The 26,358-nt window shown below is 64.3% G+C and carries 23 protein-coding genes and 1 pseudogene; 14 read left to right on the top strand and 10 right to left on the bottom strand.

Annotation, left to right across the window (positions count from 1 at the left end; translation table 11 throughout):
* The first annotated feature begins 64 nt into the window (after positions 1-64).
* Both ABOZ73_RS07655 and ABOZ73_RS07650 read left to right on the top strand, forming a co-directional pair.
* Positions 65-2,854 (top strand): TonB-dependent receptor, encoded by a 2,790-nt coding sequence (locus tag ABOZ73_RS07655; RefSeq protein WP_369062066.1) that lies wholly within the window; start codon positions 65-67, stop codon positions 2,852-2,854.
* Between the two features lie 2 nt (positions 2,855-2,856).
* Positions 2,857-3,912 carry a glycerophosphodiester phosphodiesterase gene (locus ABOZ73_RS07650; RefSeq protein WP_369062065.1) on the top strand — a complete coding sequence of 352 codons (1,056 nt, stop codon included), beginning with the start codon at positions 2,857-2,859 and terminating at the stop codon, positions 3,910-3,912.
* A 1,092-nt stretch (positions 3,913-5,004) separates the two neighbouring features.
* Here the strand turns inward: ABOZ73_RS07650 and ABOZ73_RS07645 are convergent.
* The 3 genes from ABOZ73_RS07645 to ABOZ73_RS07635 form a co-directional block, all read right to left on the bottom strand.
* Positions 5,005-5,280 carry a hypothetical protein gene (locus ABOZ73_RS07645; RefSeq protein ID WP_369062063.1) on the bottom strand — a complete coding sequence of 92 codons (276 nt, stop codon included), beginning with the start codon at positions 5,278-5,280 and terminating at the stop codon, positions 5,005-5,007.
* Between the two features lie 80 nt (positions 5,281-5,360).
* A complete protein-coding gene (locus ABOZ73_RS07640; RefSeq protein WP_369062061.1) occupies positions 5,361-6,065 on the bottom strand; it encodes a hypothetical protein in 705 nt (234 codons plus the stop codon).
* Between the two features lie 14 nt (positions 6,066-6,079).
* Positions 6,080-6,763 (bottom strand): hypothetical protein, encoded by a 684-nt coding sequence (locus ABOZ73_RS07635; RefSeq protein ID WP_369062059.1) that lies wholly within the window; start codon positions 6,761-6,763, stop codon positions 6,080-6,082.
* Between the two features lie 204 nt (positions 6,764-6,967).
* Between ABOZ73_RS07635 and ABOZ73_RS07630 the strand changes: the two are divergent.
* Positions 6,968-7,531 (top strand): annotated as a pseudogene (locus ABOZ73_RS07630) (hypothetical protein); the annotation flags it as partial.
* Between the two features lie 614 nt (positions 7,532-8,145).
* On the opposite strand, the gene ABOZ73_RS07625 reads toward ABOZ73_RS07630, so the two are convergent.
* Together ABOZ73_RS07625 and ABOZ73_RS07620 are read right to left on the bottom strand one after the other, a co-directional pair.
* The gene (locus ABOZ73_RS07625) at positions 8,146-9,309 is read right to left on the bottom strand and encodes an FtsW/RodA/SpoVE family cell cycle protein (RefSeq protein ID WP_369062057.1); all 1,164 of its coding nucleotides are present in this window, start codon (positions 9,307-9,309) and stop codon (positions 8,146-8,148) included.
* Positions 9,306-9,608 (bottom strand): PadR family transcriptional regulator, encoded by a 303-nt coding sequence (locus ABOZ73_RS07620; RefSeq protein WP_369062055.1) that lies wholly within the window; start codon positions 9,606-9,608, stop codon positions 9,306-9,308. The genes ABOZ73_RS07625 and ABOZ73_RS07620 overlap by 4 nt, the downstream gene beginning before the upstream one ends.
* A 286-nt stretch (positions 9,609-9,894) precedes the next feature.
* Here ABOZ73_RS07620 and ABOZ73_RS07615 point away from each other — a divergent pair, with 286 nt between their 5' ends.
* Both ABOZ73_RS07615 and ABOZ73_RS07610 read left to right on the top strand, forming a co-directional pair.
* A complete protein-coding gene (locus ABOZ73_RS07615; protein WP_369062053.1) occupies positions 9,895-10,485 on the top strand; it encodes an alpha/beta hydrolase-fold protein in 591 nt (196 codons plus the stop codon).
* Positions 10,454-10,732 carry a hypothetical protein gene (locus ABOZ73_RS07610; RefSeq protein WP_369062051.1) on the top strand — a complete coding sequence of 93 codons (279 nt, stop codon included), beginning with the start codon at positions 10,454-10,456 and terminating at the stop codon, positions 10,730-10,732. Before ABOZ73_RS07615 ends, ABOZ73_RS07610 begins: the two co-directional genes overlap by 32 nt.
* A gap of 205 nt (positions 10,733-10,937) precedes the next feature.
* On the opposite strand, the gene ABOZ73_RS07605 is transcribed toward ABOZ73_RS07610, so the two are convergent.
* Positions 10,938-11,399 (bottom strand): SRPBCC family protein, encoded by a 462-nt coding sequence (locus ABOZ73_RS07605; protein ID WP_369062049.1) that lies wholly within the window; start codon positions 11,397-11,399, stop codon positions 10,938-10,940.
* 43 nt (positions 11,400-11,442) lie between these two features.
* Between ABOZ73_RS07605 and ABOZ73_RS07600 the strand changes: the two genes are divergently transcribed.
* The 4 genes from ABOZ73_RS07600 (at position 11,443) to ABOZ73_RS07585 (ending at position 14,881) form a co-directional block, all read left to right on the top strand.
* A complete protein-coding gene (locus tag ABOZ73_RS07600) occupies positions 11,443-12,006 on the top strand; it encodes a TetR/AcrR family transcriptional regulator (protein WP_369062047.1) in 564 nt (187 codons plus the stop codon).
* 493 nt (positions 12,007-12,499) lie between these two features.
* Positions 12,500-13,324, top strand: a complete 825-nt coding sequence (locus tag ABOZ73_RS07595; RefSeq protein ID WP_369062045.1) for an SDR family NAD(P)-dependent oxidoreductase — start codon at positions 12,500-12,502, stop codon at positions 13,322-13,324.
* Between the two features lie 229 nt (positions 13,325-13,553).
* A complete protein-coding gene (locus ABOZ73_RS07590; protein ID WP_369062043.1) occupies positions 13,554-14,402 on the top strand; it encodes a pirin family protein in 849 nt (282 codons plus the stop codon).
* Between the two features lie 173 nt (positions 14,403-14,575).
* Complete coding sequence (locus tag ABOZ73_RS07585) at positions 14,576-14,881, top strand: GNAT family N-acetyltransferase (protein ID WP_369062042.1); 306 nt, start codon at positions 14,576-14,578, stop codon at positions 14,879-14,881.
* Between the two features lie 7 nt (positions 14,882-14,888).
* Here ABOZ73_RS07585 and ABOZ73_RS07580 read toward each other — a convergent pair whose 3' ends face one another.
* Positions 14,889-15,764 carry a LysR family transcriptional regulator gene (locus tag ABOZ73_RS07580; RefSeq protein ID WP_369062040.1) on the bottom strand — a complete coding sequence of 292 codons (876 nt, stop codon included), beginning with the start codon at positions 15,762-15,764 and terminating at the stop codon, positions 14,889-14,891.
* Between the two features lie 148 nt (positions 15,765-15,912).
* Here ABOZ73_RS07580 and ABOZ73_RS07575 point away from each other — a divergent pair, with 148 nt between their 5' ends.
* From ABOZ73_RS07575 to ABOZ73_RS07560, 4 genes are all read left to right on the top strand, one after another.
* Positions 15,913-16,575, top strand: a complete 663-nt coding sequence (locus tag ABOZ73_RS07575) for a hydrolase (protein WP_369062038.1) — start codon at positions 15,913-15,915, stop codon at positions 16,573-16,575.
* 117 nt (positions 16,576-16,692) lie between these two features.
* A complete protein-coding gene (locus ABOZ73_RS07570) occupies positions 16,693-17,586 on the top strand; it encodes a pirin family protein (RefSeq protein ID WP_369062037.1) in 894 nt (297 codons plus the stop codon).
* Positions 17,583-18,035: an OsmC family protein gene (locus ABOZ73_RS07565; RefSeq protein WP_369062035.1), complete on the top strand. Its 453-nt coding sequence runs from the start codon at positions 17,583-17,585 to the stop codon at positions 18,033-18,035. Before ABOZ73_RS07570 ends, ABOZ73_RS07565 begins: the two co-directional genes overlap by 4 nt.
* Positions 18,035-18,487, top strand: a complete 453-nt coding sequence (locus tag ABOZ73_RS07560) for an OsmC family protein (protein ID WP_369062033.1) — start codon at positions 18,035-18,037, stop codon at positions 18,485-18,487. Before ABOZ73_RS07565 ends, ABOZ73_RS07560 begins: the two co-directional genes overlap by 1 nt.
* Before the next feature lie 128 nt (positions 18,488-18,615).
* Here ABOZ73_RS07560 and ABOZ73_RS07555 read toward each other — a convergent pair whose 3' ends face one another.
* Positions 18,616-19,590, bottom strand: coding sequence for a GSU2403 family nucleotidyltransferase fold protein (locus tag ABOZ73_RS07555; RefSeq protein WP_369062032.1), 975 nt, complete (start codon positions 19,588-19,590; stop codon positions 18,616-18,618).
* A 290-nt stretch (positions 19,591-19,880) separates the two neighbouring features.
* Here ABOZ73_RS07555 and ABOZ73_RS07550 point away from each other — a divergent pair, with 290 nt between their 5' ends.
* Positions 19,881-22,457 carry a response regulator gene (locus ABOZ73_RS07550; RefSeq protein ID WP_369062030.1) on the top strand — a complete coding sequence of 859 codons (2,577 nt, stop codon included), beginning with the start codon at positions 19,881-19,883 and terminating at the stop codon, positions 22,455-22,457.
* 134 nt (positions 22,458-22,591) lie between these two features.
* Here ABOZ73_RS07550 and ABOZ73_RS07545 read toward each other — a convergent pair whose 3' ends face one another.
* Both ABOZ73_RS07545 and ABOZ73_RS07540 read right to left on the bottom strand, forming a co-directional pair.
* Positions 22,592-23,761 (bottom strand): ATP-binding protein, encoded by a 1,170-nt coding sequence (locus ABOZ73_RS07545; protein WP_369062028.1) that lies wholly within the window; start codon positions 23,759-23,761, stop codon positions 22,592-22,594.
* A gap of 1,331 nt (positions 23,762-25,092) precedes the next feature.
* Positions 25,093-26,298, bottom strand: coding sequence for an alpha/beta hydrolase family protein (locus ABOZ73_RS07540; RefSeq protein ID WP_369062026.1), 1,206 nt, complete (start codon positions 26,296-26,298; stop codon positions 25,093-25,095).
* Positions 26,299-26,358: the final 60 nt, after the last annotated feature.

The following is a 26,358-nucleotide window of genomic DNA, read 5'->3' as shown; positions in this document are numbered from 1 at the left end:
CGGCCCCGCTTCCGACCGTCCTTCCCCACAGAGCACGCACGGCGCGTGCCTTTTGGGGGACGACATGACCTTCGATCTTCAACCGCGCTCGGTCTTCGCGGCCATGCTGATGACCGCCAGCGCCCTGACGGCCGCCGCGCCCGCCTTCGCCCAGGAGCAGGTCGCCTTCGACGTGCCGAGCCAGGACCTGCGCTCGGCGCTGAACCTGTTCTCCCGCCAGGCCGGGGTGCAGATCCTGTTCCCCTCCGGCGCCCGTGTCGCCAGCGTCGCCCCCGCCGTGCAGGGCCGCATGACCCGCCAGGCTGCCCTGTCGATGCTGCTGAAGGACAGCGGCCTGGAGGTCGCCTCTGACGACGGCCGGATCATCGCCCTGCGCGCCGCCGCCGCCCCGGCCGAGCTGGCGACCCTGACCGAGATCGTCGTCACCGCCCAGAAGCGCGAGCAGCGCAGCCTGGACGTCCCCTTCGCCCTGACCGCCTATAACGGCCGCAACCTGGAGCGCCTTGGGGTCACCAATTTTCGCGAACTGTCGAGCCACGTTCCCGGCCTGATGGTCGAGGACCAGTCGCCCAACAACGCCATCTTCGTCATGCGCGGCATCAACTCGGCGGGCGGCAACTCCTTCGCCGAGCCGCGCGTCTCGATCTTCCAAGACGGGGTCTCGATCTCCAAGTCCCGCGGCTCCTTTGTGGAGCTGTTCGACAACGAGCGGATCGAGGTGGCCAAGGGCCCGCAGTCGACCCTGTTCGGGCGCGGCGCCCTGATCGGCGCCATCAACGTCATCCAGAACAAGGCCGGCCCCGACCTCGACTGGTCCGTGACCGGCGAGGCGGGCAATTATGGCCTGCGCGTGGTCGAGGGCATGGTCAACATGCCGCTCAGCGACGTGATCTCCGTCCGCCTGGCGGGCCGCTACAAGTCGCGCGACGGCTATATGGACAACCTCGCCCCGGGGAGCGAGGACGACCTGAACGCCATCGAGACTCAGGCCTACCGCGCGGTGGTCAGTCTGCGCCCGAACGACCGGTTCCGCGCCGACCTGATCGTCAACCACCAGCAGGACGAGACGAACGGCACGGGCTTCAAGTCCATGTACCGCCGCCCCACCGACCCGGCGACCGGCCAGGTGCTGGGCGGTCTCAGCCTCAGCGAGGGCGCGGCCCTGGCCAAGCCCGCCGACTTCTTTCCCGGCGAGCACCTGGGCGTCGACCAGCACTCCACCGGCGCGACCCTGCTGGCCTCGCTGAAGCTGAACGACAGCCTCACCCTGAACTCGGTCACCGGCTATCGCGACGTGCAGGCGGCGGAAATCTATGACGCCGACGGCATCTCCCTGCCGGTGTTCACCAGCCGCGAGGACATCGGCGGCGAGCACTTCAGCCAGGAACTGCGCCTGAACTACGACGCCGGCGGCCGGGTCACCGGCTTCATCGGCGGCAACTTCTATCGCGAGCGCGCCGACGCCCGGGTGGATGTACGCTTCGACGAACGCATGCTGCTGGCCCAGGTGGCCGGCATGCTAAACGGCGGCCCGGTTCTGGGCTTGCCCGCCGACGTCCCGGCGCCGGCCGCCCTGTTCGGCAATACCGCCTTCACCGGTCAGATTCTCCAGGGCCTGCTGCTGCAGCAGAGCGGCGGCCGCTTGGCTCTGACCGCGGCCGAGGGGCAGGCCCTGGCGGCGCGTCTTGATACCGCCCACGTGGAGACGTCGCGCAACGGCAGCGACACCAACTCCTACGACGTCTTCGGCGACCTGACCTTCAAGGCCACCGACCGCCTCGAACTGTCGGCCGGTCTTCGCTACACCCGCGACGAGAAGGCGACCCGCTGGGCCAGCTCGGTGACCCGCCGCAGCATCATCGGCGGGGCGATCGCCGCCGCCGGCATCGCGGCCCCGGGCACGCCGACCGCCATCGGCACGGCGCGCGGCATCATCCAGGGCCTGACCGCTTACGGTACGGACCTGGCGGCGCCCCTGCCGGGCTTCGGCGTCACCTTCCAGCCGACCGCCGCCAACGGCGCCTTCACCGAGCGGACGCTGACAGACGACGGCCTGACCTGGCGCGCCAACGCCCGCTATGCGGTGTCGCCTCAGGCCAACCTCTACGCTAGCTATTCGCGCGGCCGCCGTCCGGCGGTGCTGTCCGCCGCCGCTCCGGGCGCGCCCGGCGGTACGCCGGTCTTCGCCATCGCGCCGTCGGAACAAGTCGACACCTACGAGGTGGGCGGCAAGTTCGACCTTCTGTCGCGACGCCTGCGCCTGGACCTGGCGACCTACTACTACGACTACGAGAACTTTCAGACGCGGGAGCAGCGCGGCTCCACCTTCGTGACCACCAACGCCGGCAAGGCGCGCGCCTACGGGGTGGAAAGCCAAATGCAGTTCGCGGCCACGGCCGACATCGACCTGTTCGCCACCTACGCCTACAACCACGCGCGCTTCACCCGCGGCGCCTATGACGGCAACCGCCTGGCGCGTTCGCCCGACCACAGCCTGTCGGTGGGCGCGTCCCTGCGCCATCAGGCTCTGGGCGGGACCTTCGACCTGCGTCCGGTCTACACCTATCGCTCCAAGATCTTCTTCGCGGACGACAACGACCGGCGCGAGCTGCAGGCGGGTCTGATCGTGCCCGACCTGGCGGTGGACGAGTTCCAGAATGGCGTCGGCCTGCTGAACGTGCGTCTCAGCTACCGCCCCGACAACGCCCCGTGGGAGGCCGAGGCCTTCGTGACCAACGCCACCGATGAGACCTATCGCAAGGGCGCGGGCAGCGCGGGCAAGTCCATCGGCCTGCCGACCAACGTCATGGCCGAGCCGCGCTTCTACGGCCTGCGCCTGACCTGGAGGCGCTGATCATGCGGGTTCTCATCGCGCTGCTGGCCTTCTCGGCCCTGGCGGTTGTGGCGGCGACCCCGGTCGTCGCCGCCGAGCCCATCGTCATCGCCCACCGCGGCGCCAGCGGTTACCGGCCCGAGCACACCAAGGCCGCCTATGAGCTGGCCATCGAGCAGGGGGCCGACTTCATCGAGCCCGACCTGGTCATGACCAAGGACGGCGTCCTGGTGGCGCGGCACGAGAACGAGATCGGTCGCACCACCGACGTGGCCGATCACCCCGAGTTCGCCGCCCGCCGCACCGACCGGGTGATCGAGGGGGAGGCCTTCAAGGACGGCTGGTTCGCCGAGGACTTCACCTTGGCCGAGCTGAAGACCCTGCGGGCGCGGGAGCGCCGTCCCGACCTGCGCCGTGAAAGCGCGACGTTCGACGGGCGCGAGGCGATCCTGACCCTTCAGGAGATCATCGACATCGCCAAGGCTGGCGGCCAACGCCGCGGCCGGCCCGTGGGCCTCTACATCGAGCTGAAGAACCCCGAGCACCATCGCGGCCGCGACCTGCGCATGGAGCCGGCCCTGATCGAGGTGCTGAAGGCAAACGGTCTGAACAGCCGCGAGGCGCCGGTCTTTATCCAGTCGTTCTTCCCTGGCGCCCTGATGCGCCTGCGCGCGGCGACGCCGGTGCGGCTGATGTTCCTGATCAACAGCGCCCCGCCGCCGACCGAAATCTTGGCGGCCAACGGCATCCGCGCCTGGTCGGAGGTCTATTCCCCCGCCGGTCTGCGCCGGATCGCCAGCTTCGCCGACGCCGTGGGACCGGAGACCCGCCTCGTTCTGCCGCGCGACGCGCAGGACCGCACGACCGCGCCCACCAGCTTCGTGACCGACGCCCACGCCGCCGGCCTGCTGGTTCATCTGTGGAGCGTGAACGCCGACAACACCGAACTGCCCGCCGACTATCGCCGGGGCGGGGCGGGAGAGCTGGGTGACGCCGCGGGTCTGGCCCGACGGCTGTTCGACCTGGGCGTCGACGGGCTGTTTAGTGATCACCCTGACCTTGCTCTGAGAGGACGGTGAAGTGATCCTCACCTAGGACCGACAGCGAGGCTCTTCGCCCTGAACGTGCCTATCTTAGCGGAGCATCTCCTGGAGCGGCGGTCTTTGATGAATAAGCTGCGCTGTCACAAATCCCTGCCGGCGATTCATCATGTGAGGGTTAAGAAGGTCCGCGAACGGTCAGCGCCGGTATCCACGGCCTAGAGGCAGTGTCTGGTGCCTGGAGCCGCGCTGACGACGGCTATCGGCTCATTGCCGCCGATATGCATGTCCGCTCCCGAGAGCCGTGCGAGCGGCTGGGGAATCGAAGCGTTCTGACCAATCAGTCCACACGGCAATTCGCCCACAATGGTCCGCAGGCGATATGAGCGGCGCCGGCGTAGATAAACGCGAGCGGTATGAGTGGTCCTCCGATGAGCGTCCACCATCGTCCCGTCTTCTGATGCGCGATCGAAAGGGTGGTCAGCGTCAACCACACGAAGGCAGCTATCCCTGCGAGGGCATATTCACCGGCGTACAGCAGAGCCAGGTACGCGACGAGGGTGATCAAAGCGGCTGTCGGTAGGCGATCCATAAAACCCGCCGATGCTGTTCAGCTTAGCGTGCGGAGGCGAGATAAATACACAACCCAGCGTTAAGACTTTATTTTTGGAGACCGACGCTGCGATTGAGGGCGGCGGCAGCGCAGATGGTGATGGCGAGCCCCTCCGGCGGCGCGCTTTTAGCGAGGCTAGCAGGCAACGTCGCTGCACTCGGCGCCGAGCGAACGATCTCAACTGCCGGATCCGGCTCGAAGCGGTCAGAATGAAGGACCGCTAACTGGATATGGCGTTAGCCGCCCAAGCCGAGCCGGCCTACAAGGTCTCTAGTGCTCGGATGAATGCTCTCCGGCCCAAGATCATCAACCTCAAGCCCAATAGCTCGCCACCGCTGAGTAGCGTCCGGGGTTGCGGACACGCCTTCTATGAACCACGCGCCATCACTGACCCCGGCAGGTGCCGAACTGCGTCGAAAGTCACTGACGATTCCAGCAGCGAAGTCAGAGATCCGTTCAGCGGCTTCATTTCTATCGAAAGCCACCAAGCCGGGATTTCGGATTCGATAGCGGATCATCTAGTTGATCCCGCTGCTCGGTAACGTCGGCGGCAGCGGTCGGTGAGATAGTTCGGCCTGAACCATTGTCTGCAACTCAGTGATTTGTGCGCGGACCCGGGCGATGTGATCGGGAATCTGAGGCTCTAGTGCGGTGAAACTGCCCTCAGCCATCGGGCCTAGCTGGGTGACTAAGCCGGGGTTTTTCAACTCTGCTGCAGCGGCGACTTGGATGAACAGCAATTCCAGCGCGTGGATCCGCGCCTGAAAAGTGGCGCGCCAGGTTTGATCGTCCATTCCGCTCTCTCCGGGGGTGCATTGCACCTACGGTTGGCTGCCCCGCCCATGATGTCGAGACCAATTGTGGCGCGGATCCGTCATCTAGCGATGGGGCAACGCTCAGGGCGTCCGATGATGAAGCTTCCTTTCGGAAACACTCGCACCACGTTCTGAACCAAAGCGTCCGCATCGGGGTAGGATTGGATGCCGGAAACCCCCATCGCTTCCCACAGCTCTCTTGAAGGAAGAACGCCCGTCAGGCGGGTCTGCAGCCGAATGGAGCCGATGCTTCCGTCGTCGCGAACGCGGCTGAATTCGGCCTCGCCAAATCGCATCCACTGATTGATGCAGCCCAGGTAACGCGGATCAACATTGATCTCGCGATGGAAGGCTACCTCCCTGTCAACGTTGGCTTTGATCTTGCGGCGCTCTAGTGGCGTCAAAACCGACTGATCCACGAGCAGCCAAGATTGGGCATTGTTGTGAAGCACAATCACAGCGCCGCGTGACACGTACTTTTTATTCCCGGCCAACAGGATGCCAACGCACGCCGAGGCACAGTATTTGTCGACACGGGTGTCGGCATTCTTCGATCTCAAGAGCCGGGCGATCTCAACTCCATACGCTTCCTCGCCCCCCATGCTCTCCAAATGGACTTCAGAGCCGACTGGGATTGATTTGGCACGCTCAAGCATTCGCGCGTCGACAGGTCCCTTCAGGCGGACCTCGCCAATGCTGCAGCTAGCGAGGCTTGCCAGGAGGGCTGCCGCCGCAATGCATTTCAATGTCAGTTTCAAGTGCATCGCGGCGATCGCGCTTAGTCGATTTGGTGGACGGTCACGCCCGTGTAGGGATTGTACATATTGAGGTAATCCGCCCAAAGCTCGACTTGGAGACGGTTCACAGTATCGAGCGGGTGTGCGCTGATCGCGTCGCCCAAAAGCATATGGCCGGAGATTGACCAACCCACGGGAGACTTACTGAGCAGCCCGACAATTTCCGTCAAGGCAGTCAAGAGCCCGCTCGGAACGATGCTCTTGAAGCCTTGAAGCTCGAACTGCGCATAGGTTTGAGCCGGCGCCTGCACCAGCCCGATCACCGAGCCGTCTGATGCTGAAGCCGCAACGCCGTTATCGGTTACTGAGTAGACGGTATAGGCGACGCCATCAGCGATGATGAGATCATTGTGGCGGTAGGTGCGCCCATTGATGACGAGGGCTTCGATTTCGTTGGAGCCGCCATCACCCCCGCCGTCACCGCCCCCTCCGCCGGGGCCGTCATCATTTGGGCCGCCATCGCCACCCCCATCGCCGCCGCCTCCGCTCGGCGGATTGACTTCGATGGGATCGACTTCGTCGTCGCCACCCGAACCGTCGCGTCCGCCAAAGGCGACGAGCTGATCCTCTGGGCTGAGCGACGATAGATCGGCGACCGCTGCATACTGATCTTGGCTTGGATTTAACGCCAAAGGCGAAACGGGGGCTTCAGTCTCGATGAACATTCGGAAACTCCTTCTGCGAGAGATTTCGCGTTTAGATGGAAACCGAATGCCGATGCTCGCTGTCAAACACCAAATCTTCCGAGTGGAAATATAATGGCGATCATCAAGGTAGCGGGTTGAATAATGGCGGTCACTATATAGTATTGCTGTCAAGCTTGCGCGGATTCCGGCCCGGTACAGTATTGACACAATTGGAACATATATATGCGCATTATTAGGCGACAATCAGGCACGTTATTGATTCCTGAAGTTATAAAGCTGCCCCCGATGCTCGGACGCAGTTGCGCGCTTGAAGATGCGTACGCAAGTCAGTATCCCGGCGTAGACGCAGTGCTACGATGGTCGGCTGATATGAGGCAGCGGTACAACGACGGCGAGCGTCCAGACTACCCGGAACTTCAGCATCCTCTATCGCGCGTCCTGTATGCTGATGTCCTGCGAAATGGTGATGAGGAAACGACGCTAGAGGATCGGACCGCGCGGGAGGCTGCAGTCTTGATAGACTGGCGTCACGTTGTGCGACCACGTCTGCTAGCCGGGCCAGAATCCTTCATCGCCACGTTGAAGGAGGTGCATCATCACCTTGCTCCCGGGGTGGGTGAGTGGCGGAAAGGGGCAGTTTCAACACTGCCAGACTCCGAAGGCCGTAGGATCGCTTACCCCACGGCCGCCGAGGCGCTCATCGGCTTGCAGCGCCTAGGTAGCGCCCTTAGCGACCGCCGCTTCTCTAACGTTTCGGGCGCGATGATTGCCTACGCAATGATCAACAGCCTCCACCCATTTACCGATGGAAATGGCCGGTTAGCCCGAACGATCTTCAACGCTCTCGCTAGTCCGCCCATCGGCGAGTTGCAGCTCTTGCCACTGTTTGAGATAGCCGGGCTATCTCGCAAGGGACACATTGTGGCGCTCCGACTTCGCGAGATATCGCGGAGAATGGGGCCCAATGCAGCGCTTTTTGATAGAGGCGCGCCGACTAGTCCGTCGAGCGGTTATCGACAAAGTTTAAAGCCCAGCCGACCCCCCGGTGGCCTCCGGAAATTCATCCGGCTCAATGAGCGCCCTGGCGACCCTCAAGCAGGCCAGCGCCGCTTCGGCATTAGTAGGGTCCCGGTCCATCAGTCTCTCCAGCAGCGCCAATGCTCGTCCACGTTCGCTCCATCCGCGCCGCCACGGCGTCGAGGCGTCGGCCGTCGGGTAGTAGCTGTGTTGGTCGGTGGACAGGCCGACCGCCTTCGGCTCAAAGTGGACCCCCTCAGCGTCCGCTCTTCGCTCCATCATAGTCAATCATATGCGTACACTGGGGGCGGCCCTCCTGCTCGCCTGGGACCTGGCGAAGGACGCTTCAGTCATGGCGATTCGGTAAGTCGATCCGCGTGCTTTCAGAGGGGGCTCGCCGAGTTCAGCTTTAAACGGCGCAAAACTCCTAGGCGCTCAGACTTGCGATCGATCGGGCTCTCCAAAGGCGATCTCGTTGCACGAGAGCAATGCTCAGTTACGGAAGTCTCCGCAGGAAGCGCGAGGATCGACCAGAGGTATCCTACAATAGCGCTACCGCCGTAGGTGATAACAGGAAGGGGGTAATCGGCGACCAAGGCCATCGTGATAAGGGCCAGCCAGATCATCCCGAACGTAGCGTACGCAGCTACCCCCCGCCGGCGGCTCAGACCAAGGATAGACGGAAGAAGAAGGGCGATGCAGCCCCATGCCCCGGGCGCAGTGAGTAGGCTGGTCGACCCTGCGACACTAGAGACCCCGGTCACGAACGGCGCAGCTGAGATGGGGCTTGGCCTGAGGATAGTGACGACAAAACACGCCAGTGCGATCGCGAACGTCAGTAGAGCGGATCGGTCGCGCTTCATTACGGCGCCGACCGCAAGTCCAGCCACAAGCGCACCCGCCATGACATGATCCGGTTGCAGCGCCATGGCGACCGCAGCGCAAACGACGCCAATGTTCGTCAGCCGATCGCGAGATCTAGCGAAGGCGACGGCAAGGAATGGCAGGCTGATCAGGCTGGGCTGGATAACCACGCCGCCTAGCGATAGCCATCGCCGTGCGCCAAAGGCCTCATCACCAATGGCTGCCGTCAGCAAGAGGATCAGACCGGTCGCAAGAGCAGCAACGCTCACAAAAGGCGTCGCCGCCAAATCAATCCGGCGAAATGGCAGAACGATGATCAACCCGGCGATCAACGATGTCAGATTGAGAATGATGTGGGCCCGGGGCGCTCCCACCTCTGCGAGATGGACGAGACCAAGGCTGGATGCTGCGATGGCGCAGGCAAGCGCCACCTTGCGATGCTCCCAATCCATGCGCCGAGCCGGGCCTTCGCTAGGTCCGCTCCTTACCCGCGTGAATAGCGATAGAAACGCCAGGACCAGCGCCTCCCGCACCACCCAGATTCCGCAGCTCAAAGCGAAGCCGATGGCTTCCAGGGGGCTCTGGATCGAGGCTGCCTCATGCGCCATCGCCTCGCCCCAGTCATGCAGAGCGGGCGGGAGAAAGCGGCACAGACAGCGAATGATGCGCTCGGCAACATTCATGCGGGTCGCTCGATCGGCGAGGGCTTGGCCGAAACGAGCGGAGGGTTGTCCAATGCCAGTCGCCGCCCTGAGGTGGTGAGCCGATATGCATGCCTGGGCGGGCGTCCGGGCTCTGCCGGCAGCCACTGCGCCTCCAGATGCCTTTGCTGCTCCAGGCGGATCAGCAGGGGGTAAAGCGTTCCGGATTTTACCCCCGCCCTGCGACAGAGGTCATAGCCGTGGGACCACGTGGGTCCGGCCTCGACCAAAAGGGCAAGGATGGTGCGGGCGGCCGGCGATAGGGATCGAGGACGAAGCATTACTTTAAATCTACATAGATCGATTAGCGGTCAACCCGCCGTCAACGCCAGTGGTCAATCGTGGACGAGCCCTCCGAAACCGAGAGCTATTGACTCAAACTCTACCTAGGTAGAATTAAAGCGGACACGCCGTTTGCGGCGCATTCCATCCTCAGCCGCCAAGAGGCGGCGTGACCAGCTCACGCCGCCCGTAAATTCCCGAGAGAGCCTGCAAATGCCTTCCGCTCGTTTCAGCGTCCCGCGCCGCGCCTTGGTCTGGGGACTCGCTGCACTTCTCCTGGCTGTCTTGGCCAATATCGCTTGGTCCAGACTGACCCGTCCGTGGGGCGCGCAGGCCGTTGATTTTCGGCCCGCCAGGGAGACTTGCGGCGCCTCCGGCGCGCTTCGCTACTGCATCTATCGGGATGAAAAGGGGACGAACGGTGACGTCCTCTACCACCTTCACGGCCGTAACCTGGACGAGCAGATCTGGAACGATGAAACCTACCTGACAGGGATGCTGCAGGGTCAATGGCAAGCGCGTGGATCGACGCCGCCCACGGTCGTGACCCTATCTTATGGGCCAACTTGGCTACTGACGCCAAAGGGCGAGCGGTCCGACAGCGGGCTGCTTGATGACCTGAAAGCTCGGTTGCCCGAGATCGAATCCAAGACCGGGGCGCCGCGACGTCGCATGCTTTTGGGCGAGTCGATGGGCGGGCTGAATGTCTTGATCGCAGGCCTCTCCGATCCGAAGTCGTTCAAGAAGGTCGCGGCCTTGTGCCCCGGAGTCTATGTCGACTCGCCGTTCGAACTCATTGGCCACCCTGAAGGCGGCGATCAAACGAACGGGCGCCAACCCCAAGATGGCCTTCGGCGTTGGGATGCTCGCGCGTAAATATGTCGCCAACGAAGCCGAATGGCGTCGAGTTTCTCCCCTCGCGCTCATTGAACGGGCCAGCCCTGACTTCCCCGCGCTTTACGTGTCCAATGGCCTCTATGACGCTTACGGAAACTACGAAGGGTCCCGGTTGCTCATGCAACGGGCCGTCGAGCGCGGCGTACGCGCGGAGTGGCGGCCGCTCTATGGTGGACATTGCGCGACTGATATCGCCTCACTGGCCAGCTTTCTAACTGACGAATAGCCCAGCCAGGCCCACGCTTTGCCGGTACAGGACCGTCTCACAACGCCACGCCTGCAATTGGCGCTCCCCGGCCGCCGACGCAGATGTTGGGATCGGGCCGGAGTGGGTCGCTAGTGGCGCACGGAATACTCTAGTTAAGCAATTGAACCGGGAATTTCGCAGCGCCCGAACATGGCGAGAGAGGCCGTAACCGCGCTGGGGTGAACTAAGCGAGGATCGATTGTAGTCTCGAAAGACCAACCTTGGTTTGGCGGCTCACGATACGCTTGGCCAGGAGCCTGATCAGAAGCCGCACGACAGGGGAGCGGCTGCGGCTCAGGAACTTCAGGCGCAGCTCCGTCACCTGAGGAGACTTGGCTGTCAGCCGAATTTCCATTCGCGGAAATACCGGGGAAAGCGCGCCCTCTGTGACAAAAAGATCCGGCGCTTGAACCTCGATCGTCCGGATGGTGAAGACAGTGGTTCGGCCAGAGGGCAAGGCGAGGGTTTCTTCAAAGGCCTTTCCCGGCGCGCCATGCGGCAGGTCGTCCAGAGCGACGACCTTCAGGGCCCCAGGGTACCAGCGGGCGTAGTTCTCATGGTTCGCAACGAAGGCGAAGACCTCGTCCGCCGGGCGGGCGACGTCGATGACCTGGTCGGCAAGGGGGATCGGGGCTTTCTGGCTCATTGAGCGATCTGGACAAATTGCGTTCGATCTGTCAACATGCTGCATGGCCGCCACCCAAACCACCACCGACGCGATACTGGACGGCGCCCTGCGCGAGTTCAGCCGGCATGGCCTTGCCAAGACATCCATGTCCGACATCGCCCAGTCAGCTGGCGTCTCGCGAACGTCGCTCTACAGCGCCTTTCCCACAAAGGTCGATGTGTTCCGTGCCTTGAGCAGTCGGATCAACGAGCGTGTCCTCGCCGCGGTCATCGCAGCCATCTCTACAGCTGGGACGTGGGATGAACGCTTGCAGACGATCATCAGCGCGCGCGTCGGATGGGTCTACGACTTGCTTCGCGCCTCTGAACACGGTCGAGAACTGATCAGCGAGAAAAACAAAATCTGCGGCGGCTCCGTCCTCGCAGCGAACGATCGGTTCGAAGCGCTCGTCGCTGGCGTGCTCGCTGAGGCGAGCCTCGAAACCCAGGACGAGGCGCGGCTCGCACGTTTGCTTATCCAGTCCGTCAACGGAGTGCTTGAACAGGCCTCGACAAGAGAGGAAGCCGAACAGGGCGTTGAAACCTTGGTCGCCATCTTCTGCGCCGGTCTGACGGCCGGAAGGTAGGCATTGCCATAGTCAAACGGCGCTAGGGTTCCACGGTGGGTAAGTGGGGCGAAGGTGTCGGACGGTAGCTAGCAGATGCTCAAGGTCGTCGGGCTATCGCCTCATGCAGATAGGTTTCCGCCTTCTGAACCAACGCCTTCTCGGAGCGGCTATGGTAGATCTTCAACATCGATCAGCACTTTGACACTGACGATGTGAAATTCAGCTTCGATGTGAAAGTCGGTCAGGCCGAAGTTGATTTGAGCTGGCCGCGACGTTGGGTGCACGTCCCCCCTGCCGAGTGGCGCAACGTGGCAGCGAACGCCGTCTGGTGTCAGGCGGCGGTAGATAGTGTGCGAAGGTCTGCATTCCGCACCGATGCCCTGTCTCTCATGGCGCATCTCGGACGCAGAGGCGCATGCAGCCCGACGCAGATGTCCAATGGGCGTTCCGCTCTTGGCGACACCGTTCGCCGTTTCCCGGCACTGATCGCACCAGCCCTCGACACCAAGATATGCCGGATCGCGTCGCTGCGGCCACGCCGCCTATGGCGCGTCGGCAAGGCGCCTGGATCGGCAGGATTTTCGAGGGTGATGACATGATTGATTTGAGCGGGAAGCGAGCCTTGGTCACGGGCGGGTCGCGAGGCATCGGAGCCGCGATTGCGCTGGGACTCGCAAGGAGCGGCGCTGATGTCGCATTCACCTATCAAAACTCGGCCGAGAAGGCGGGTGTGGTGGTCAAGTCCATCGAGCAGGTGGGCCGCCGCGCCCTCGCCATTCAAGCCGATAGCGCTGACCCAGAGGCTATCAGCCGGTCGGTAAGCGAAGCCGTCGCCGCACTCGGCGGGCTCGATATCCTGATCAATAGCGCCGCGGTCGGCTTGAGCGGCATGATCGCCGATATCGATCCCGACGTTTACCAGACCATGATGGACGTCAACGTCCGGGCGCCCGTTCTCTTCGCGAAGGCCGTCATTCCCCATCTGTCGGAGGGCGGGCGCATCATCTCCATCGGATCGGGCCTGGGCGAGAAGGTCCCGTTCCCCGGCGTGACGGCCTATGCGATGTCGAAGGCGGCTCTGACCGCGCTCACCCGCGGTCTCTCACGCGAACTTGGTCCCCAGGGCGTCACCGTCAATCTGGTGCAGCCCGGCTCGACCGACACCGACGCCAACCCCGCGGACGGGGAGGGCGCAGACTTCCAGCGAAGCCTGACGTCCTTAGGTCGATTTGGCCAACCGCACGAAGTCGCCAACGCCGTGGTCTTCTTGGCCAGTCCCGCCGCCAGCGCGATCACCGGCGCGGTGCTCAATGTCGACGGCGGAGCCCTGGTCTAAAAGCGGCGGCGCCGATGGGCCTGCCTGGAGCGGGGCAGGCCCAGCCGACGCGATGCGATAGGGGTCTATCGCTGGCCCGAGCCTTGAGTGTTCCTGATCCAGGAACTTCGCGTATCGGCGACGGCGTCTAGCATCGGCTCGCCCGCCGACGGCCATATGCCCCGTTACCGCAGCCTTGAACGCCTGTGCTTCGCAGCAGCGATAGCCCCTGAGGACCACCGAGATGCACATGCGCCAGATGGACGAAATCTACGCCATTCCGCCCCTGGGGCCAGGCTTTGGCGGAGATCGGCACAAGGCCGCCCTGGTCGTCGAACCTGGCGACCTGCCGTCGACCGACCCCTTCTTCCTCATGGCTGACGACAATATCACCACGGGCGGCCCGTTCGGCGAAGCCCATCCCCACGCAGGCCTCGAGACCGTCACCTTCATGCTCGCCGGCTCCATGGAAGACAGCACCGGGATCCTGGAGGCGGGGGACGTGGAGTGGATGACGGCGGGCAGCGGCATAGTGCACAACGAGGGCGCTATCGTCTCGACGGGCATGCGCCTCTTTCAGCTCTGGCTGATCCTGCCCGAGAGCGAACGCAACATGGCTCCGCGGGTGCAGATCCTCAAGCGCGACGCGATGCCCGTCCAGCGGGAGTTGGGCGTGGTTGCGAGAGTCTACAGCGGCCGCTCGGGGGATATCGAGGCGACGACCAGGAATGCCGCGCCCGTGACCCTCGTCGACGCCCGACTGGATCCTGGCGCCATCTTCGAACAGGCTCTTCCCGCCGCCTACAACACCTTCATCGTCGTGCTGGAGGGCGAAGTTCTGGCTGGCGGCGACGCATCGCCTGTGCGCGCCGGGTTCGTCGCCTGGTCCCATCCGGTGGCCGCCGCAGGCGAAAGCCGGCTGCGGCTGACGGGCGGTCCCTCAGGCGCTCGGATCCTCCTCTATGCAGGGCAGCCACAGAATATCGACGTGGTCGCCCGCGGCCCGTTCATCGCCGGCTCGGCCGATGAGCTGGCGGGCTACTATCGCAGCTACCGCCACGGAGCGTTTCCGCACGCCGGGGACCTGATCTCAAACTGAAGGGTTCAGACCCGCCGCTTGCGGTGCGCGCGGCGGCCGGGTGGATGGCGAGGGGCCAAGGCGGTCGGCGGGCCACCTTGCGCATCACCGCGTCCCCCGATCCGGAACACCCTAAGGGGGGACGTGAAGCCGGGGGCGGGCTAGGTGTTGGGCACAACCTCGAAAGGGCCGCAATGCTGGATCCAGAAATCGGCGACAACACCGAGATGCACCGTTACGAACTCGCCGTTGACGGCGATGTCGCGGTGGTCACCTACAATCTTCCGGCGTCCGGCCTGATGATCACCGAGACGATCGTTCCAGTAAGCCTCGAGGGCAAAGGGCTGGCCAGTCGGCTGGCCAAGCACGTGATCGCCGACGCCAAGCAACGGGGGCTGGTCATCCTGCCGGTCTGCCCCTTCTTCTCGTCCTATCTGCAAAAGCACCCCGAGCACGCCGACGCGGTTCACCCCACCTATCGCGGCATCCTCGGAATCTAGCCGCAAGTCACGTCTTGGGCGGGTTGCAGCATTCGATCAGCAGTTCGGTGAGAACCCGGATCTTCCTGGCTGGATGCTGGCCCGCGGGCCGAAGCACGTAGGCGGCGGCAGGCGGCGGCGGATAGTCCGTCATGACCGCAACGAGCGCCCCTGACGCCACGTGTTCGTTGGTGAACTCGTCCGGCACATAGGCAAGTCCGATCCCGGCGACCGCCGCGGCCACGAGCGCGGTGCCATTATCGGCCTTGAAGCGGCCTTGAGGGTGAACGGAGACGATCCTGTCGCCATCCATGAAGTGCCACGCTTCGGTTCCCTGCATGAGGGCTTCATGGTCGACGAGCTCCTCAGGCCGGCGCGGCGCGCCGCGCCGCGCGATATAGTCCGGGCTCGCCACGAGCTTGCCGAGGATGGGGGCGATGCGCTTGGCGATCAGGTTGGAGTCCTGAAGGTAGCCGACCCGGATCGCGCAATCGTAGCCTTCAGAAACCAGATCGACGTTCCGGTCCGTGTAACAGGTGTGGATGCTCAGCTGCGGGTGTCGGCGAGCCATCTCCGCGAGCGCCGGCGCAAAATGGGTGGGGCCAAAGGTGAGGGGCGCCGAAATGCGCAGCCGCCCCCGAAGTTCTCCCTTCGGCGAGATCGCCTCCATGGCGACATCGGCCTCCGCGCTGATCCGGGCCGCGTAATCGCGAAAGGTGGCTCCAGCTTCGGTAAGCACCGTGCCTCTGGTGGTGCGTGCCAGAAGCTGAGACCCCAGTTCGCTTTCCAGCCGAAAGAGCCTGCGGCTGACGATCGATTTTGCGACGCCCAGCCGCCGCGCGGCCTCCGAGACGCCCCCGGCGTCAGCCACTTCGACGAAGGTGCGCAGGTCGTCGATATCCATCGCAAGTGTTCCCCAAATCGCGACACAGCGTAGCCTTTGGAGGCCATACCGCATCGAAATCTGAAATGCCAATGTCGGCGAAGGCGGCGCTGAACGGGCGCTATCCCTCCCCCGCCACACCTTTGTCCCCCTGACGTCGAGATTGATCATGACCTTGCGCAACGGCCTCAACTCGCTCCTTCGACCGGAAGACTCCGTTCTGGTGCTGATCGACCATCAGCCTTATCAGCTCGCCAATCTGAACAGTCATGATCCGCAGGCGGTCGTGAACAACACCACCGCCCTGGCCAAGGCCGCCAAGGCGTTCGGTGTGCCCACCATCCTGACGAGCGTCATCGCCGAACGCGGCGGTCTGCTCTTTCCGCACATCACCGACGTCTTTCCAGATCAGGCCGTGATCGACCGCACCTTCATCAACACCTGGGAGGACCAGATCGTCGTTGACGCCGTAAAGGCGACAGGCCGCAAGCAGCTGATCATCGCCGGCCTCTGGACCGAAATCTGCGTCGCCATGCCGGCGATCCAGGCCGCGGGCGAGGGCTGGGACGTCACCGTAATCACCGATGCGTCCGGCGGCACGTCCGTGGAGGCTCACGCAGTGGCCATCCAGCGCATGATCGCCGCTGGGGTCAACATGATGACCTGGCTGGCGCTGGCGGCCGAATGGCAGCGTGACTGGGCCCGCACCGAGCACGCCGGCGAGCTGGTGGAGATCCTCAAGTATCACGCCGGCGGCAGCGGCATCGCCTACTTCTGGGAGCAGCAGCTCCTCAACACGCCGGCCCCGAGCGCCCAAGGCGCAGGCGTCTGACCGCGCGGCGGCGAGACGGCCCAACCCTGCTCGCCGCCGCTTCGACGACGCGTCACTTCCACATCCACCGCCAGCCGCGGCGCTCACGCCGCGGCTTACGTTTTCGAGGGGAGAAGCATGATTGAAATGGTGATCGACCAGCGGCGGCGCAGCCTCGGCGGCGGCTTGGAGGTCGGCCGCGTCCTTCCGTTCGCAAAGCGACGGATGGTCGGGCCCTTCATCTTCTTCGACCATATCGGTCCGGTCGAGATCGGCGCCGGCGTCAGCCGTGATGTGGATGTGCGCGCCCACCCGCACATCGGGCTGTCGACCGTCACTTACCTCTTCTCAGGCGAGATGATGCACCGCGACAGCCTGGGCTGTGACCAGGTCGTGCGCCCGCGAGAGGTCAACTGGATGACCGCCGGCAGCGGCGTCACCCATAGCGAGCGCCTGGAGAAGGCGCGCGCTTTTGGCGATCACCTGCACGGCATCCAGGCTTGGGTCGCCCTGCCGACCGCCGACGAGGAGACCGATCCAAGCTTCGCTCACTACGAAGGCGCAGAACTGCCAGCCTGGTCGACGAGCGGCGTCAGCGGCCACCTGATCGCGGGGTCGGCTTACGGCCTGACCGCCGCGGCAAGGACGCACTCGCCCCTCTTTTACGCGCACCTTGATCTTGAGGCGGGCGCCGCCGCCGAAGTCCCCGCCGGATACAGCGAGCGGGCCGTCTATGTCGCCAGCGGGGAGGTCGAGATCGGCGATCAGCGCCTGGCCTCCGGTCAGATGGCGATCCTGGATCACCGGGCTTCGTCGCTGAGGGCGACAAGGCCTTCCACGGTAATGCTGTTGGGCGGCGAGCCTGTCGGTGAGCGGTTCCTCTATTGGAACTTCGTGTCATCTTCCCAGGATCGACTACGACAGGCTGGTGAAGACTGGAAGGCTGGACGCATGAAGCTTCCCGTCGGCGATGACCAGGAGTTCACGCCGCTGCCGGATGAAGCGCGGATGACACCTTCGGTGACCCGATGAAAGCGGAACGGGGAGCGGCGGCCACCACCCACGATCAGCACGAGCTTCTCCTGGGAAAGGCGACGGCGCGGATCGCGCAGGTGCGGTACGCCGTCACCATAGAGATGGGACCCCATGTCCTCGTCGCCGATGAGCCAAAATCCCTCGGAGGGCAGGATGCAGGGCCCGCGCCCTTCAGCATCCTCGCGGCCGCGCTTGGAGCCTGCACTTCAGCGACGCTGAAGATGTACGCCGAGCGCAAGCAATGGCCGCTCACATCGCTGAAAGTGGCTCTGCGCTATCTTCGGTCACCACAGGGCGTCGATCGTATCGAACGCCGCCTGACCATCGAGGGGTTGAATGACGAGCAGTGCGCAAAGCTCGCCGACGTCGCGGAGCGAACGCCCGTGACGCTCGCCATCAAGGGCGGGGTCGCAATCGACACCAGCCTGACCTCGGCAGACTCTTGATGGCTGCGTTCAGAGCAAGAGCCGTCGCAACCGAGACCGGCCAGAGCACGTACGCGGTGCGTATAGCGGTCGGCGGGCACGTGCTGACCGGGGACGAGGCCGTGGACGCCGGAGGCGGCGGACTTGGCCCTTCGCCCTTCGAGCTGCTGTCCGCGGCCCTGGCCGAATGCACGGCGATGACCATGCGATGGTACGCCCAGCAGCAGGGGTGGTCGGTGGAGGGGATCGAGGTGGCGGTCGACTACGGCAAGAAGGTGCTCGCAGGCGCCGCATCGCCGGTCGACGCGTTCGAAAAGACCATATCGATACAGGCTCCCGATCTGACCGATGAGCAGCGCACGCGACTGCTGAATGTCGCGGCCAAGTGCCCGGTGCAGCGCACCCTTGAAAGCGTCCCGATGATCACGACGCTCGTGGCGCCGACGCCAGGCCGGATTTCCGATCACCGCTGAGGCGCTTGGGCCGCGAGCGGTTCATCAGCCTTTGGTGGGGGATGATCGATTATCGCTACAACCAGTCAAGCCCCGATCTGGGGCGCTGGAGCGCGCGGCTGAGGAGACAGGCCGGTTCGAGAAGGTCGTCAAAGACCAAGTTCTTGCAGCGAACGCTTGATAGGTTGCGCCCAACCGGTTTCACCTTGCGCGAATGCATCGGCCAGCGCGTCTTCGAGCCCGTACGGGTCTTGCGCTCTGAGGGCTTGGATTATGGCCTTAGCCTGCTGAAGATCCTTCGTACGCTTGATGCGATTGGCGGCGTCCCTTCGTTGGGCCAGAATGAGCTTGTGGACGGCGAAGCGTGCCGGTTGAGGAACCTGCACGAGTATGCCGGGGCCCGAGAGCGCCACCGCCGGAACTGCATCCGCAATCAACCATGCAAGGTACTGCAACGGCGCTGCTCCTGCATCCAGACCGCGCAAGCGCACCGGATTGGTATCATCTCGCGTTCGGGTAGGTGTGAGTAGATCGACGAGATAGCCGGCCGAGTTACGGTAGCGCGATGGCGGCGCCTTAGGATCGACCTGAGGGATGCCTTCGAAAGTGTCGTCCGCACGGCGCAAGATATCCTCCAGCCGCTCCGGCGGCGTCGAGCAGATGGCGACGGTCGCCGTGGCGAGATCTAGATCGCCGGTCATCAATGTGGGTGATGGCAATCGATGGCCGACCAACGGCTCGCTCACGAGATAGGCCGCAGTCCCAACGAGAACGGCGCCAGACTTGAAGAGCCCCGCTTGTGCGAGAACATCTAGTATCAGCCCCATGGTGCGGTCGGGCGCGGCCAGTCTACCTTGCCCCTTGAGCATACCGACTAGCTTTCGCCGTTCCTTTGCGAGTTGGGCTCCCGCAGTTAAAGCGTTTGCTTGCAATTCAGCTGCGGGATCGCCCGCTTTACCAACGAAGCGGTCGATGCGGCCCGATCCCACTTTGACTTTCGCGTAGAGGTACTCTCCGCTATCCGATATTCGTCTATAGACCGACCCTGCTTCCGGGGCGGTTTCGACCTGTTGGAGTAGCTCAGCGAAAAGTGTCGTAAGGGAAGGCGATATCGCGTCGGCCATACAGACAGAATTCCAAAATTTGTCTGTAAAATAACGGGGCGCGGCAAAACTCGCAATGCTGTCGCGGTTTGGTGATCGAGGGCGCAACCCACAACCGGCCGGCGAGTCTCCGCATAAGTTTTCCTTTTTGCGACTGTTTGAGGTTGGCTGCCTAACGTGCGGCGCGTGAAGCTAGGGCTTGCAAAAGCCGGCACGTAGGCCGACCAAGGTCTAGGGCTAACCGGCCAACCATCCCGAACAAATCCTCAACCCTCCTCGCGTAGAAATGCGCCCGGGGTGGTCACGACGTGATGTTCAGACAAGAAAAGTCCGGCCAAAAAGGCGCGCGCGTCAGCGTGTGGGCGCCGCTTTGCGCCCTGCTTGTCGCCCTCACCTTTGGGCACGCCCCCGCCTTTGCCGGCCCCATCGGCGAGCGCCTGCAGACACTGGGCCAGGACGTGCTTCACGACGCCGAGACCTTGAGCGTCGCCGATGTCGAGACGGTCGGCGAGGCGGCGCTTCGGCGCTCCGGCCGCGAGCGGTTCATCAGCCTTTGGTGGGTGATGACCTATTATCGCTACAACCAGTCCAGCCCCGATCTTGAGCGTTGGAGCGCGGCGGTCGAAGAGACCGGGCGCTTTGAAAGCGACGAGAGCCTCAAAGGGCTGGCCGCCATCATGCGGCTCACCGACGCCTCCACGCGGTCACGCGCGCCCATCGCGCGCCAGACCTGGGAGCGCATCGAGCGCCAGGGCGGCGACGTGCGCCTGGCCGCGCGGCTGGAGCGGGTGAGGATCGCCGCCGAGCGCCAATCCTATGGCGACGCCACGCGACTGGCGACCCTGCTCATCCAGGAGGCCGAGCGCGATCCCAAGACGGTGGCGATCGCCGCCGAGGCCCACTTCTTGAACGCCAGCGTGCTGGCTGATCTTGGCGACAACCTGGGCTCCCTCGACCATGCCGCCCGGGCCATCGCCCTTGATCGCCAAAGCCAGTTCAAGCGGCACGACTCCAAGCGGGTCTACTTCCTGTCCTACCTGGCCGCTCAGGCGGGCGAAGACGCCGCGGCCCGCCGGCTCCTGGCCATGCACCGCACCTTGATCCCCAGCTCCGGCGGCATCCAGGCGGTGTTCTTCAACCGCTATGTCTGCGCCAAGGTGGCGCGCGACCGCGGAGATGCGCGCCAGGTGCTCGAATGTCTTGAGCCTCTGACCAAGACGCTGGATCAGCCGGCCCACGGCTTTGAGACCTCGGCCCTTCGCCTTCGCCTGGAGGCCCGCGCCGAGCTAGGAGACGTCGCCGGCGCCCGCGCCGACCTTGCCCGCCTGCGCGCAGCGCCGGCCGACGCCAAGCCGACGGCGGTCGCCGTCGAAGACCTGGCCCAGGCCTATCTGTTGCGCGCCGAGGGCCGGCACGCCGAGGCGTTCGCCACCTTGGACCGGGCGCGCAAGGCGACCCTCGCCAGGCTGCAAGCCGACCAGCGCAACCGGACCGCCGAGATCAGCGAGACTTTGCAGCAGGAGCTCAGCGTCGAGCGCGACCGCGCCGACCGCGAAGCGCAGGCTGCGCGCCTCAACAGCAATCTGAAGATCGCCTGGTCGATCGTCGCCGGCCTTCTGGGCCTGGTGGTGGCCGTCGGCGCCGCCTTCGCCATCCAGCAACGTCGCCTGGCCAGCCAGATCGCCGAGCGCCGCGAGGCCGCCGAAGCCGCCAGCAAGGCAAAGTCCGACTTCCTGGCCACCATGAGCCATGAGCTTCGCACGCCCCTGAACGCCGTCCTGGGGCTGGCGACCACCCTTGAGCGTGAGCCCTTGCAACCGTCGGTCGCCGAGCAGGTTCAGCTGATCGCGCTTTGCGGCCGCAGCATGCTGGCCGTGCTCAACGACGTGCTGGACCTGTCCAAGGTCGAGGCGGGCAAGCTGGAGGTGGTCAGCGCTCCGGCCGACCTGATGGCCATCTGCGACGAGCTGGCCAGGCTCCACGGCGTCGTCGCCCGCGACAAAGGCCTTGAGCTGACGCTGCAGGCGCCGTCGTCGCCCACCCCCAGCTTGATGTTCGATGAGCTTCGGGTGCGACAATGCATCTCCAACCTGCTGTCGAACGCGGTGAAGTTCACCCAGTCTGGGCAGGTGGGCCTGACCGTGGAGGTCGAGACGCTGTCGGACAATCACTGCAGGACCCGTGTGTCCGTATCAGATACCGGCGAGGGGCTATCGGCGTCCGATCTGGAGCGTCTCTTTGGCGCCTTCGAGCAGGCCCATGCGCAGTCCTTGGTGGATGGCGTCGGCACGGGGCTTGGCCTGCACATCACCCGCCGTCTGGCCCGCCTGATGGGCGGCGACGTCGAGGTCATCAGTCAGCCGGGCGAAGGCTCGGTCTTTGTGCTCACCTTCCTGTGCGAGCTGGCTTCGAGTGCGGCGCAGACGGAGGGCGAACCGGCGGCGCATCCGCTAGACGCCGTGTCGCTGGACGGGCTGCGCGTGCTGGTGGCCGACGACCATCCGGTCAATCGCCAGGTCATTCGGCTGATGCTGGAGCCCATGGGTTGCTGCATCTTCGAAGCCAAGGACGGGGCCGACGCCCTGGAGCAGGCCGCCGCCCATGATTTCGATATCGTCCTGATGGATCTCAACATGCCAGGCGTCGACGGCCTGCAGGCGACGCGGCGGCTCCTGACCGCCCAGCCTCACCTGACCGTGCTGGGCCTGACCGCCGACGTGCGGCCGCACCAGCTGGCGGCCTGTCTGGCCGCCGGGATGAAGGAGGTGGTCGCCAAACCCGTCGAGCTTGGCCAGCTGATCGGCGCGGTGTCGGGTCAGATCGCATCGGGCGCTACGCGTGAGCCGTCCGAAGCTGTCAAACGCGCCATCGGCGGATCGACGCCCTAGCGCTGCATTGGGCTAGCGTACGTTGAGCCCTTCACTCCGCAGGCTGATCACGCCGCAATGGCGGGTATGCACCTAAATCGCGAGCGGGGGAGTCGGCAGATCTCGCCTTCTGCAAGAGCCGCTCTCCTTCGTCGTCAGGGCGACCACAAACTCGATAAGGGAGCAGCATAAAGGTTTTCGCCGAAAGGTATGACCGTGTCCCCGTCATACAGAACCAAGCCCGAACGAAACGTCTTGGCGTTGAGTTCGGCCAGTTTGCGAAGACCTTTGAAGTCAGCGGCAGTAACCGTGGCCGCCGCCTTGACCTCGATGCCGATCATTTGGCCAGCGTCGTTCTCGAGGACAAAATCGACCTCAAGCTGATCCTTATCCCGGTAGAAGGAGAACCTCAGCGCTTCGTCATGGAAGGTCGCCAGGCGCTGCAACTCCGCAAACACGAAGGTCTCAAGGACAGCCCCAAATCGGGAGCGATCGGCGGATATGCGCTCCGAGGTGACCGCGCTCATCGCGGCCAGCAAGGCGCTATCCACAAAATGCAACTTGGGGGTCTTTATGAGCCGGCTCAAATCATTGCGATGCCAAGGCTCAAGGCGCTTTACGAGGAAGAGCTGCTCAAGAACACCCAGGTAGCTCTCAACGGTCCTGCTCGTCAGCCTAAGATCGCTTGCAATGCTCTGGGCGTTTAGCAGTTGGGCCGCGTGGCGCGCCGCTTCGCGGACCAGGTTCGGGATTTCGCCGGGCTTATGCAGCGCGGAGATATCACGCACATCCCGTTCGGCGATCGCCTCGATGTATGACGTGCACCAAGCTCGCCTGCGCTGCGGTGTTTGGCGCTCAAGAACGCCAGGGTATCCACCGGTTAGAACGGTATCGACAAGGTCAGTTCCCGTGAGGGGGCGCCCGATGGCGGGCGCGGCGCCCTCGAACGCGGTTGCGAGAAAAGAGGCGCTGGATTGGTCGCGTATCTCTGCTTGAGCCAGAGGCAGCAGGGCGACGAGCTCCATGCGGCCCGTAAGGGACTCTTTTGTTGTCGCGACAGTAAGCAGGTTGGCCGAGCCGGTGATCAGAAAACGCCCTGGCCGCCGATCGTCGTCCACCGCCTTCTTGAGCGCCAGCATCAGGTCAGGCGCGCGTTGAATCTCATCGATGACCGCGCGATCTAGTCCCCGAACGAAGCCGGTCGGATCGGTTTTCGCAGCCTCCAGGACCGTGGCGTCGTCGAGCGTCAGATAAGTGTACTCAGCCCCCGCGACGTATTTGGCGAGCGTCGTCTTTCCCGACTGCCGAGGGCCGTTCAGGGCCACGATCGGAGTGTCTTGAAGTGCGGCTCTTAGACGAGGTTCGATGAGGCGGGGGTGCATGCGCGTCCGTATGGTCCAGCATACTTGAGCGTCCAGATTGAAAAATTGTCTCGTCCAATCTGAAAAATATCTTCGTCCAATTTGAAAAATAGGTTCGTCTAATTTGAAAAATTCGCCCGTCGAATTTGGAGGAGACGTGTCCGCGTCACAAGCGTGCCGCCTGTAAGGGTGTCGAGCCCGCAGTGACGCAGCGCGTCTTTCGCCGAGAGCCGAGGGTCCGGATCCCCGGACGGCCCCTTTCGTTCTTGGGGTCGCTCGCAGCCTTCAACCGGCTGGAACCGGTGGGGGAAGCAAACCGCCTAGGTCTCGCCCAAAGATCGCGCACGCAGCGTCCCTGCGGAGGGAGGTCGTCGAACGTATCGAGGCCGTCGAAGTGGTCGATCTGAAGGTGGGCGATGCCTTCAAGTTCAGTCAGTCGCAGATTCACCGCCATCCTGCGTCGGCCGTCCGCCTCCAGGCGCAGGCCCCGCCAGGCCAAAACGCCGGCGCAGGTTGAACAAAAGAGCATCTCAAGGGCGGGATCCGCCTTGCCGGGCCGCCGGTAGCTGGAGGTCTCACCCTCGACGAAGATGCGCCCGCCTTCGTAATCATAAGCCCACAGTGCGCCATAGCGTCGGCAAAGCGTGCAGTTGCAGGCGGTGATCGAGCCTGGATCGCCTTCAAGCGTCCAGGAGGTGCGCCCGCAATGACATGACCCCTGCAACACCTAAGGCCCCGCTGATATCCAAAATGCTTGTTCTTCCAATCGTTGTATCGGCGAGGCTTGTCGAGCAAGCCCTATCCCTCGCGCGTTGACGGCGCCGCGTGCGGGCCCCGCCCGCCGGCAGGGAAACCTGGGCGCCAGGACTGTCGCCTCTGGACGCAGCGCGCGCCATGTCCGCTCGATCTTTTCGCCAAGAGAGAAAAGCCGAGTCAGGGGCGCCTCTTCCACGGTGGTTTCCCATGCTGCGGTTCCGTGCGCGCGGTCGCGCGAGCTCGATCTAGATCGCGGGGCCGACCCAAGAGGCGAGGGGCGAAACTCGAACGCCGCGCAGCCCCATCCGACCGTGCTGGGCTGACCGCAGACGTCCGGCGGCGCCCGCTGGCGGGCCGCCGGGATGAAGGAGGTGGTCGCCAGACCCGTCGAGCCTGGCCAGCTGATCGGCGCGGTGTCCGGACAGATCGCATCGGGCGTTACCCGCATTCCGTCCGCGGTCGTTAAGCGGGCCGGCGGATCGACGCCCTAGCGCCGCACGGGGATCAGCGCGCGCTTAGCCTCTCAAGCCGTAGCCTGATCAGCGCCGCCGTCCGCGGCCGTAGTCTGATGACCCGCCGCCGCGGATCCAGTCAGCGAGCAGACGAAAATAGCCGTCGGTGATCCGGCCATAGGTGCGGCCGCCGTCGCTTCCTTGAGTGAACTCCACCATGCCATGGTCGGTGTTCGGGAAACTGAAGACGTCGATGGCGGCGCCTTGGTCGCGCAAGGCCGTGAGCCTCGACAGGGTTATGGCGGGGGGCGCTTCGCGATCCTCCTCGGCGATGACCCAAAGCAGCGGGCTCTTCAGCTGGCGCAGCACCGCGACGGAATCGTAGTTCCAGATGAGCTCCAGGTTGTCGAAGAGGGCCCGGCCCACCCGTCGCAGCTCGGCCTCGTCCGTGGCCAGAATCTCACCGGTATATTCGCCGCGGATCCGGCTGAACCACGCGCGCTTTTCAAAGCGCTTCTTGGCCTGCGCCAACTCTCGGTAGCCTTGCTCGAAATGGGAGCCGACAAGCCTGGCTGTGGCGTCGGTCACGACGCGCGCTTCTTCAAGATCCCGTGCGCTGGCGCCATGCTCCTTAAGCTCGGTGAGCACCTGCTCGCGGTCCTCCTCGGCGGGGCTGATCATCAGGCCAAAGCCGACGGCCACGAAATCGGCCTTGGCTCGAACCGAGGCGAGCGGCGCCACCCAGCCGCCCTGGCTGCCGCCGTAAAAGCCCGCCCGCGTGATCCGGCCGGCGGCAAGCTTCCTGGCCTGCGCGAAAGCCGCCGCCGCATCGTCGGCCAGCAGCTCGAAGTTCTGCGTGTACTCGCCTTCAGAGCCCCCCGTGCCCCGCTTGTCGTAGGCGAAAACCCGAAGGCCGAAGGAAGCCAAAAGATAAGGGTAAGCTCCCGTCATCGGAGAGGTCCGCTCCGAGCCGTGGACCAGGACGACCAGGGGAGCGGGGCCGTCGAGGCCCGGCGGCTCGACAAGGACGCCCGACAGCGCCTGGCCGTGGCTCTCAAAGCGGGTCGCCGTCAGGGTCAGGGGAACGCGGTCCCATGTGCCGCCTTGCGGCGTCGAGGTGATGCGATCCGCCTGACAGTTCAAAACGGCGTCCGCCGCACCGACCTCGCCGCGTCGCCCATCGTCCAGGGTGTATCGCAGCGCGGCGGCGGGCTTGGTGATGGCGGCGTAGGACTGGTCGCGGCTGTAGCGATAGAGGCCCGGCTCGCAAGCCAGGCTCGGTGTTGCGACCAAGGCGGCGAGCCAGGCGAGCGGCAAGAAAAGGGACGAAGGCTGCATCGCCCCGTTGTAGGT

The organism is Caulobacter sp. 73W (assembly GCF_041021955.1).
Lineage (GTDB): Bacteria > Pseudomonadota > Alphaproteobacteria > Caulobacterales > Caulobacteraceae > Caulobacter.
This window is presented reverse-complemented; position numbering and strand designations above follow the sequence as displayed.

What these genes read in the sequence shown, in the direction of transcription:
- ABOZ73_RS07655 (WP_369062066.1), top strand. Translation starts at nt 65, where the DNA reads ATGACCTTCGATCTTCAACCGCGCTCGGTCTTCGCGGCCATGCTGATG.
- ABOZ73_RS07650 (WP_369062065.1), top strand. Translation starts at nt 2,857, where the DNA reads ATGCGGGTTCTCATCGCGCTGCTGGCCTTCTCGGCCCTGGCGGTTGTG.
- ABOZ73_RS07645 (WP_369062063.1), bottom strand. Translation starts at nt 5,280, where the DNA reads ATGGACGATCAAACCTGGCGCGCCACTTTTCAGGCGCGGATCCACGCG.
- ABOZ73_RS07640 (WP_369062061.1), bottom strand. Translation starts at nt 6,065, where the DNA reads ATGCACTTGAAACTGACATTGAAATGCATTGCGGCGGCAGCCCTCCTG.
- ABOZ73_RS07635 (WP_369062059.1), bottom strand. Translation starts at nt 6,763, where the DNA reads ATGTTCATCGAGACTGAAGCCCCCGTTTCGCCTTTGGCGTTAAATCCA.
- ABOZ73_RS07625 (WP_369062057.1), bottom strand. Translation starts at nt 9,309, where the DNA reads ATGAATGTTGCCGAGCGCATCATTCGCTGTCTGTGCCGCTTTCTCCCG.
- ABOZ73_RS07620 (WP_369062055.1), bottom strand. Translation starts at nt 9,608, where the DNA reads ATGCTTCGTCCTCGATCCCTATCGCCGGCCGCCCGCACCATCCTTGCC.
- ABOZ73_RS07610 (WP_369062051.1), top strand. Translation starts at nt 10,454, where the DNA reads ATGGCCTTCGGCGTTGGGATGCTCGCGCGTAAATATGTCGCCAACGAA.
- ABOZ73_RS07605 (WP_369062049.1), bottom strand. Translation starts at nt 11,399, where the DNA reads ATGAGCCAGAAAGCCCCGATCCCCCTTGCCGACCAGGTCATCGACGTC.
- ABOZ73_RS07600 (WP_369062047.1), top strand. Translation starts at nt 11,443, where the DNA reads ATGGCCGCCACCCAAACCACCACCGACGCGATACTGGACGGCGCCCTG.
- ABOZ73_RS07595 (WP_369062045.1), top strand. Translation starts at nt 12,500, where the DNA reads ATGCCGGATCGCGTCGCTGCGGCCACGCCGCCTATGGCGCGTCGGCAA.
- ABOZ73_RS07590 (WP_369062043.1), top strand. Translation starts at nt 13,554, where the DNA reads ATGCGCCAGATGGACGAAATCTACGCCATTCCGCCCCTGGGGCCAGGC.
- ABOZ73_RS07585 (WP_369062042.1), top strand. Translation starts at nt 14,576, where the DNA reads ATGCTGGATCCAGAAATCGGCGACAACACCGAGATGCACCGTTACGAA.
- ABOZ73_RS07580 (WP_369062040.1), bottom strand. Translation starts at nt 15,764, where the DNA reads ATGGATATCGACGACCTGCGCACCTTCGTCGAAGTGGCTGACGCCGGG.
- ABOZ73_RS07575 (WP_369062038.1), top strand. Translation starts at nt 15,913, where the DNA reads ATGACCTTGCGCAACGGCCTCAACTCGCTCCTTCGACCGGAAGACTCC.
- ABOZ73_RS07570 (WP_369062037.1), top strand. Translation starts at nt 16,693, where the DNA reads ATGATTGAAATGGTGATCGACCAGCGGCGGCGCAGCCTCGGCGGCGGC.
- ABOZ73_RS07565 (WP_369062035.1), top strand. Translation starts at nt 17,583, where the DNA reads ATGAAAGCGGAACGGGGAGCGGCGGCCACCACCCACGATCAGCACGAG.
- ABOZ73_RS07560 (WP_369062033.1), top strand. Translation starts at nt 18,035, where the DNA reads ATGGCTGCGTTCAGAGCAAGAGCCGTCGCAACCGAGACCGGCCAGAGC.
- ABOZ73_RS07555 (WP_369062032.1), bottom strand. Translation starts at nt 19,590, where the DNA reads ATGGCCGACGCGATATCGCCTTCCCTTACGACACTTTTCGCTGAGCTA.
- ABOZ73_RS07550 (WP_369062030.1), top strand. Translation starts at nt 19,881, where the DNA reads ATGTTCAGACAAGAAAAGTCCGGCCAAAAAGGCGCGCGCGTCAGCGTG.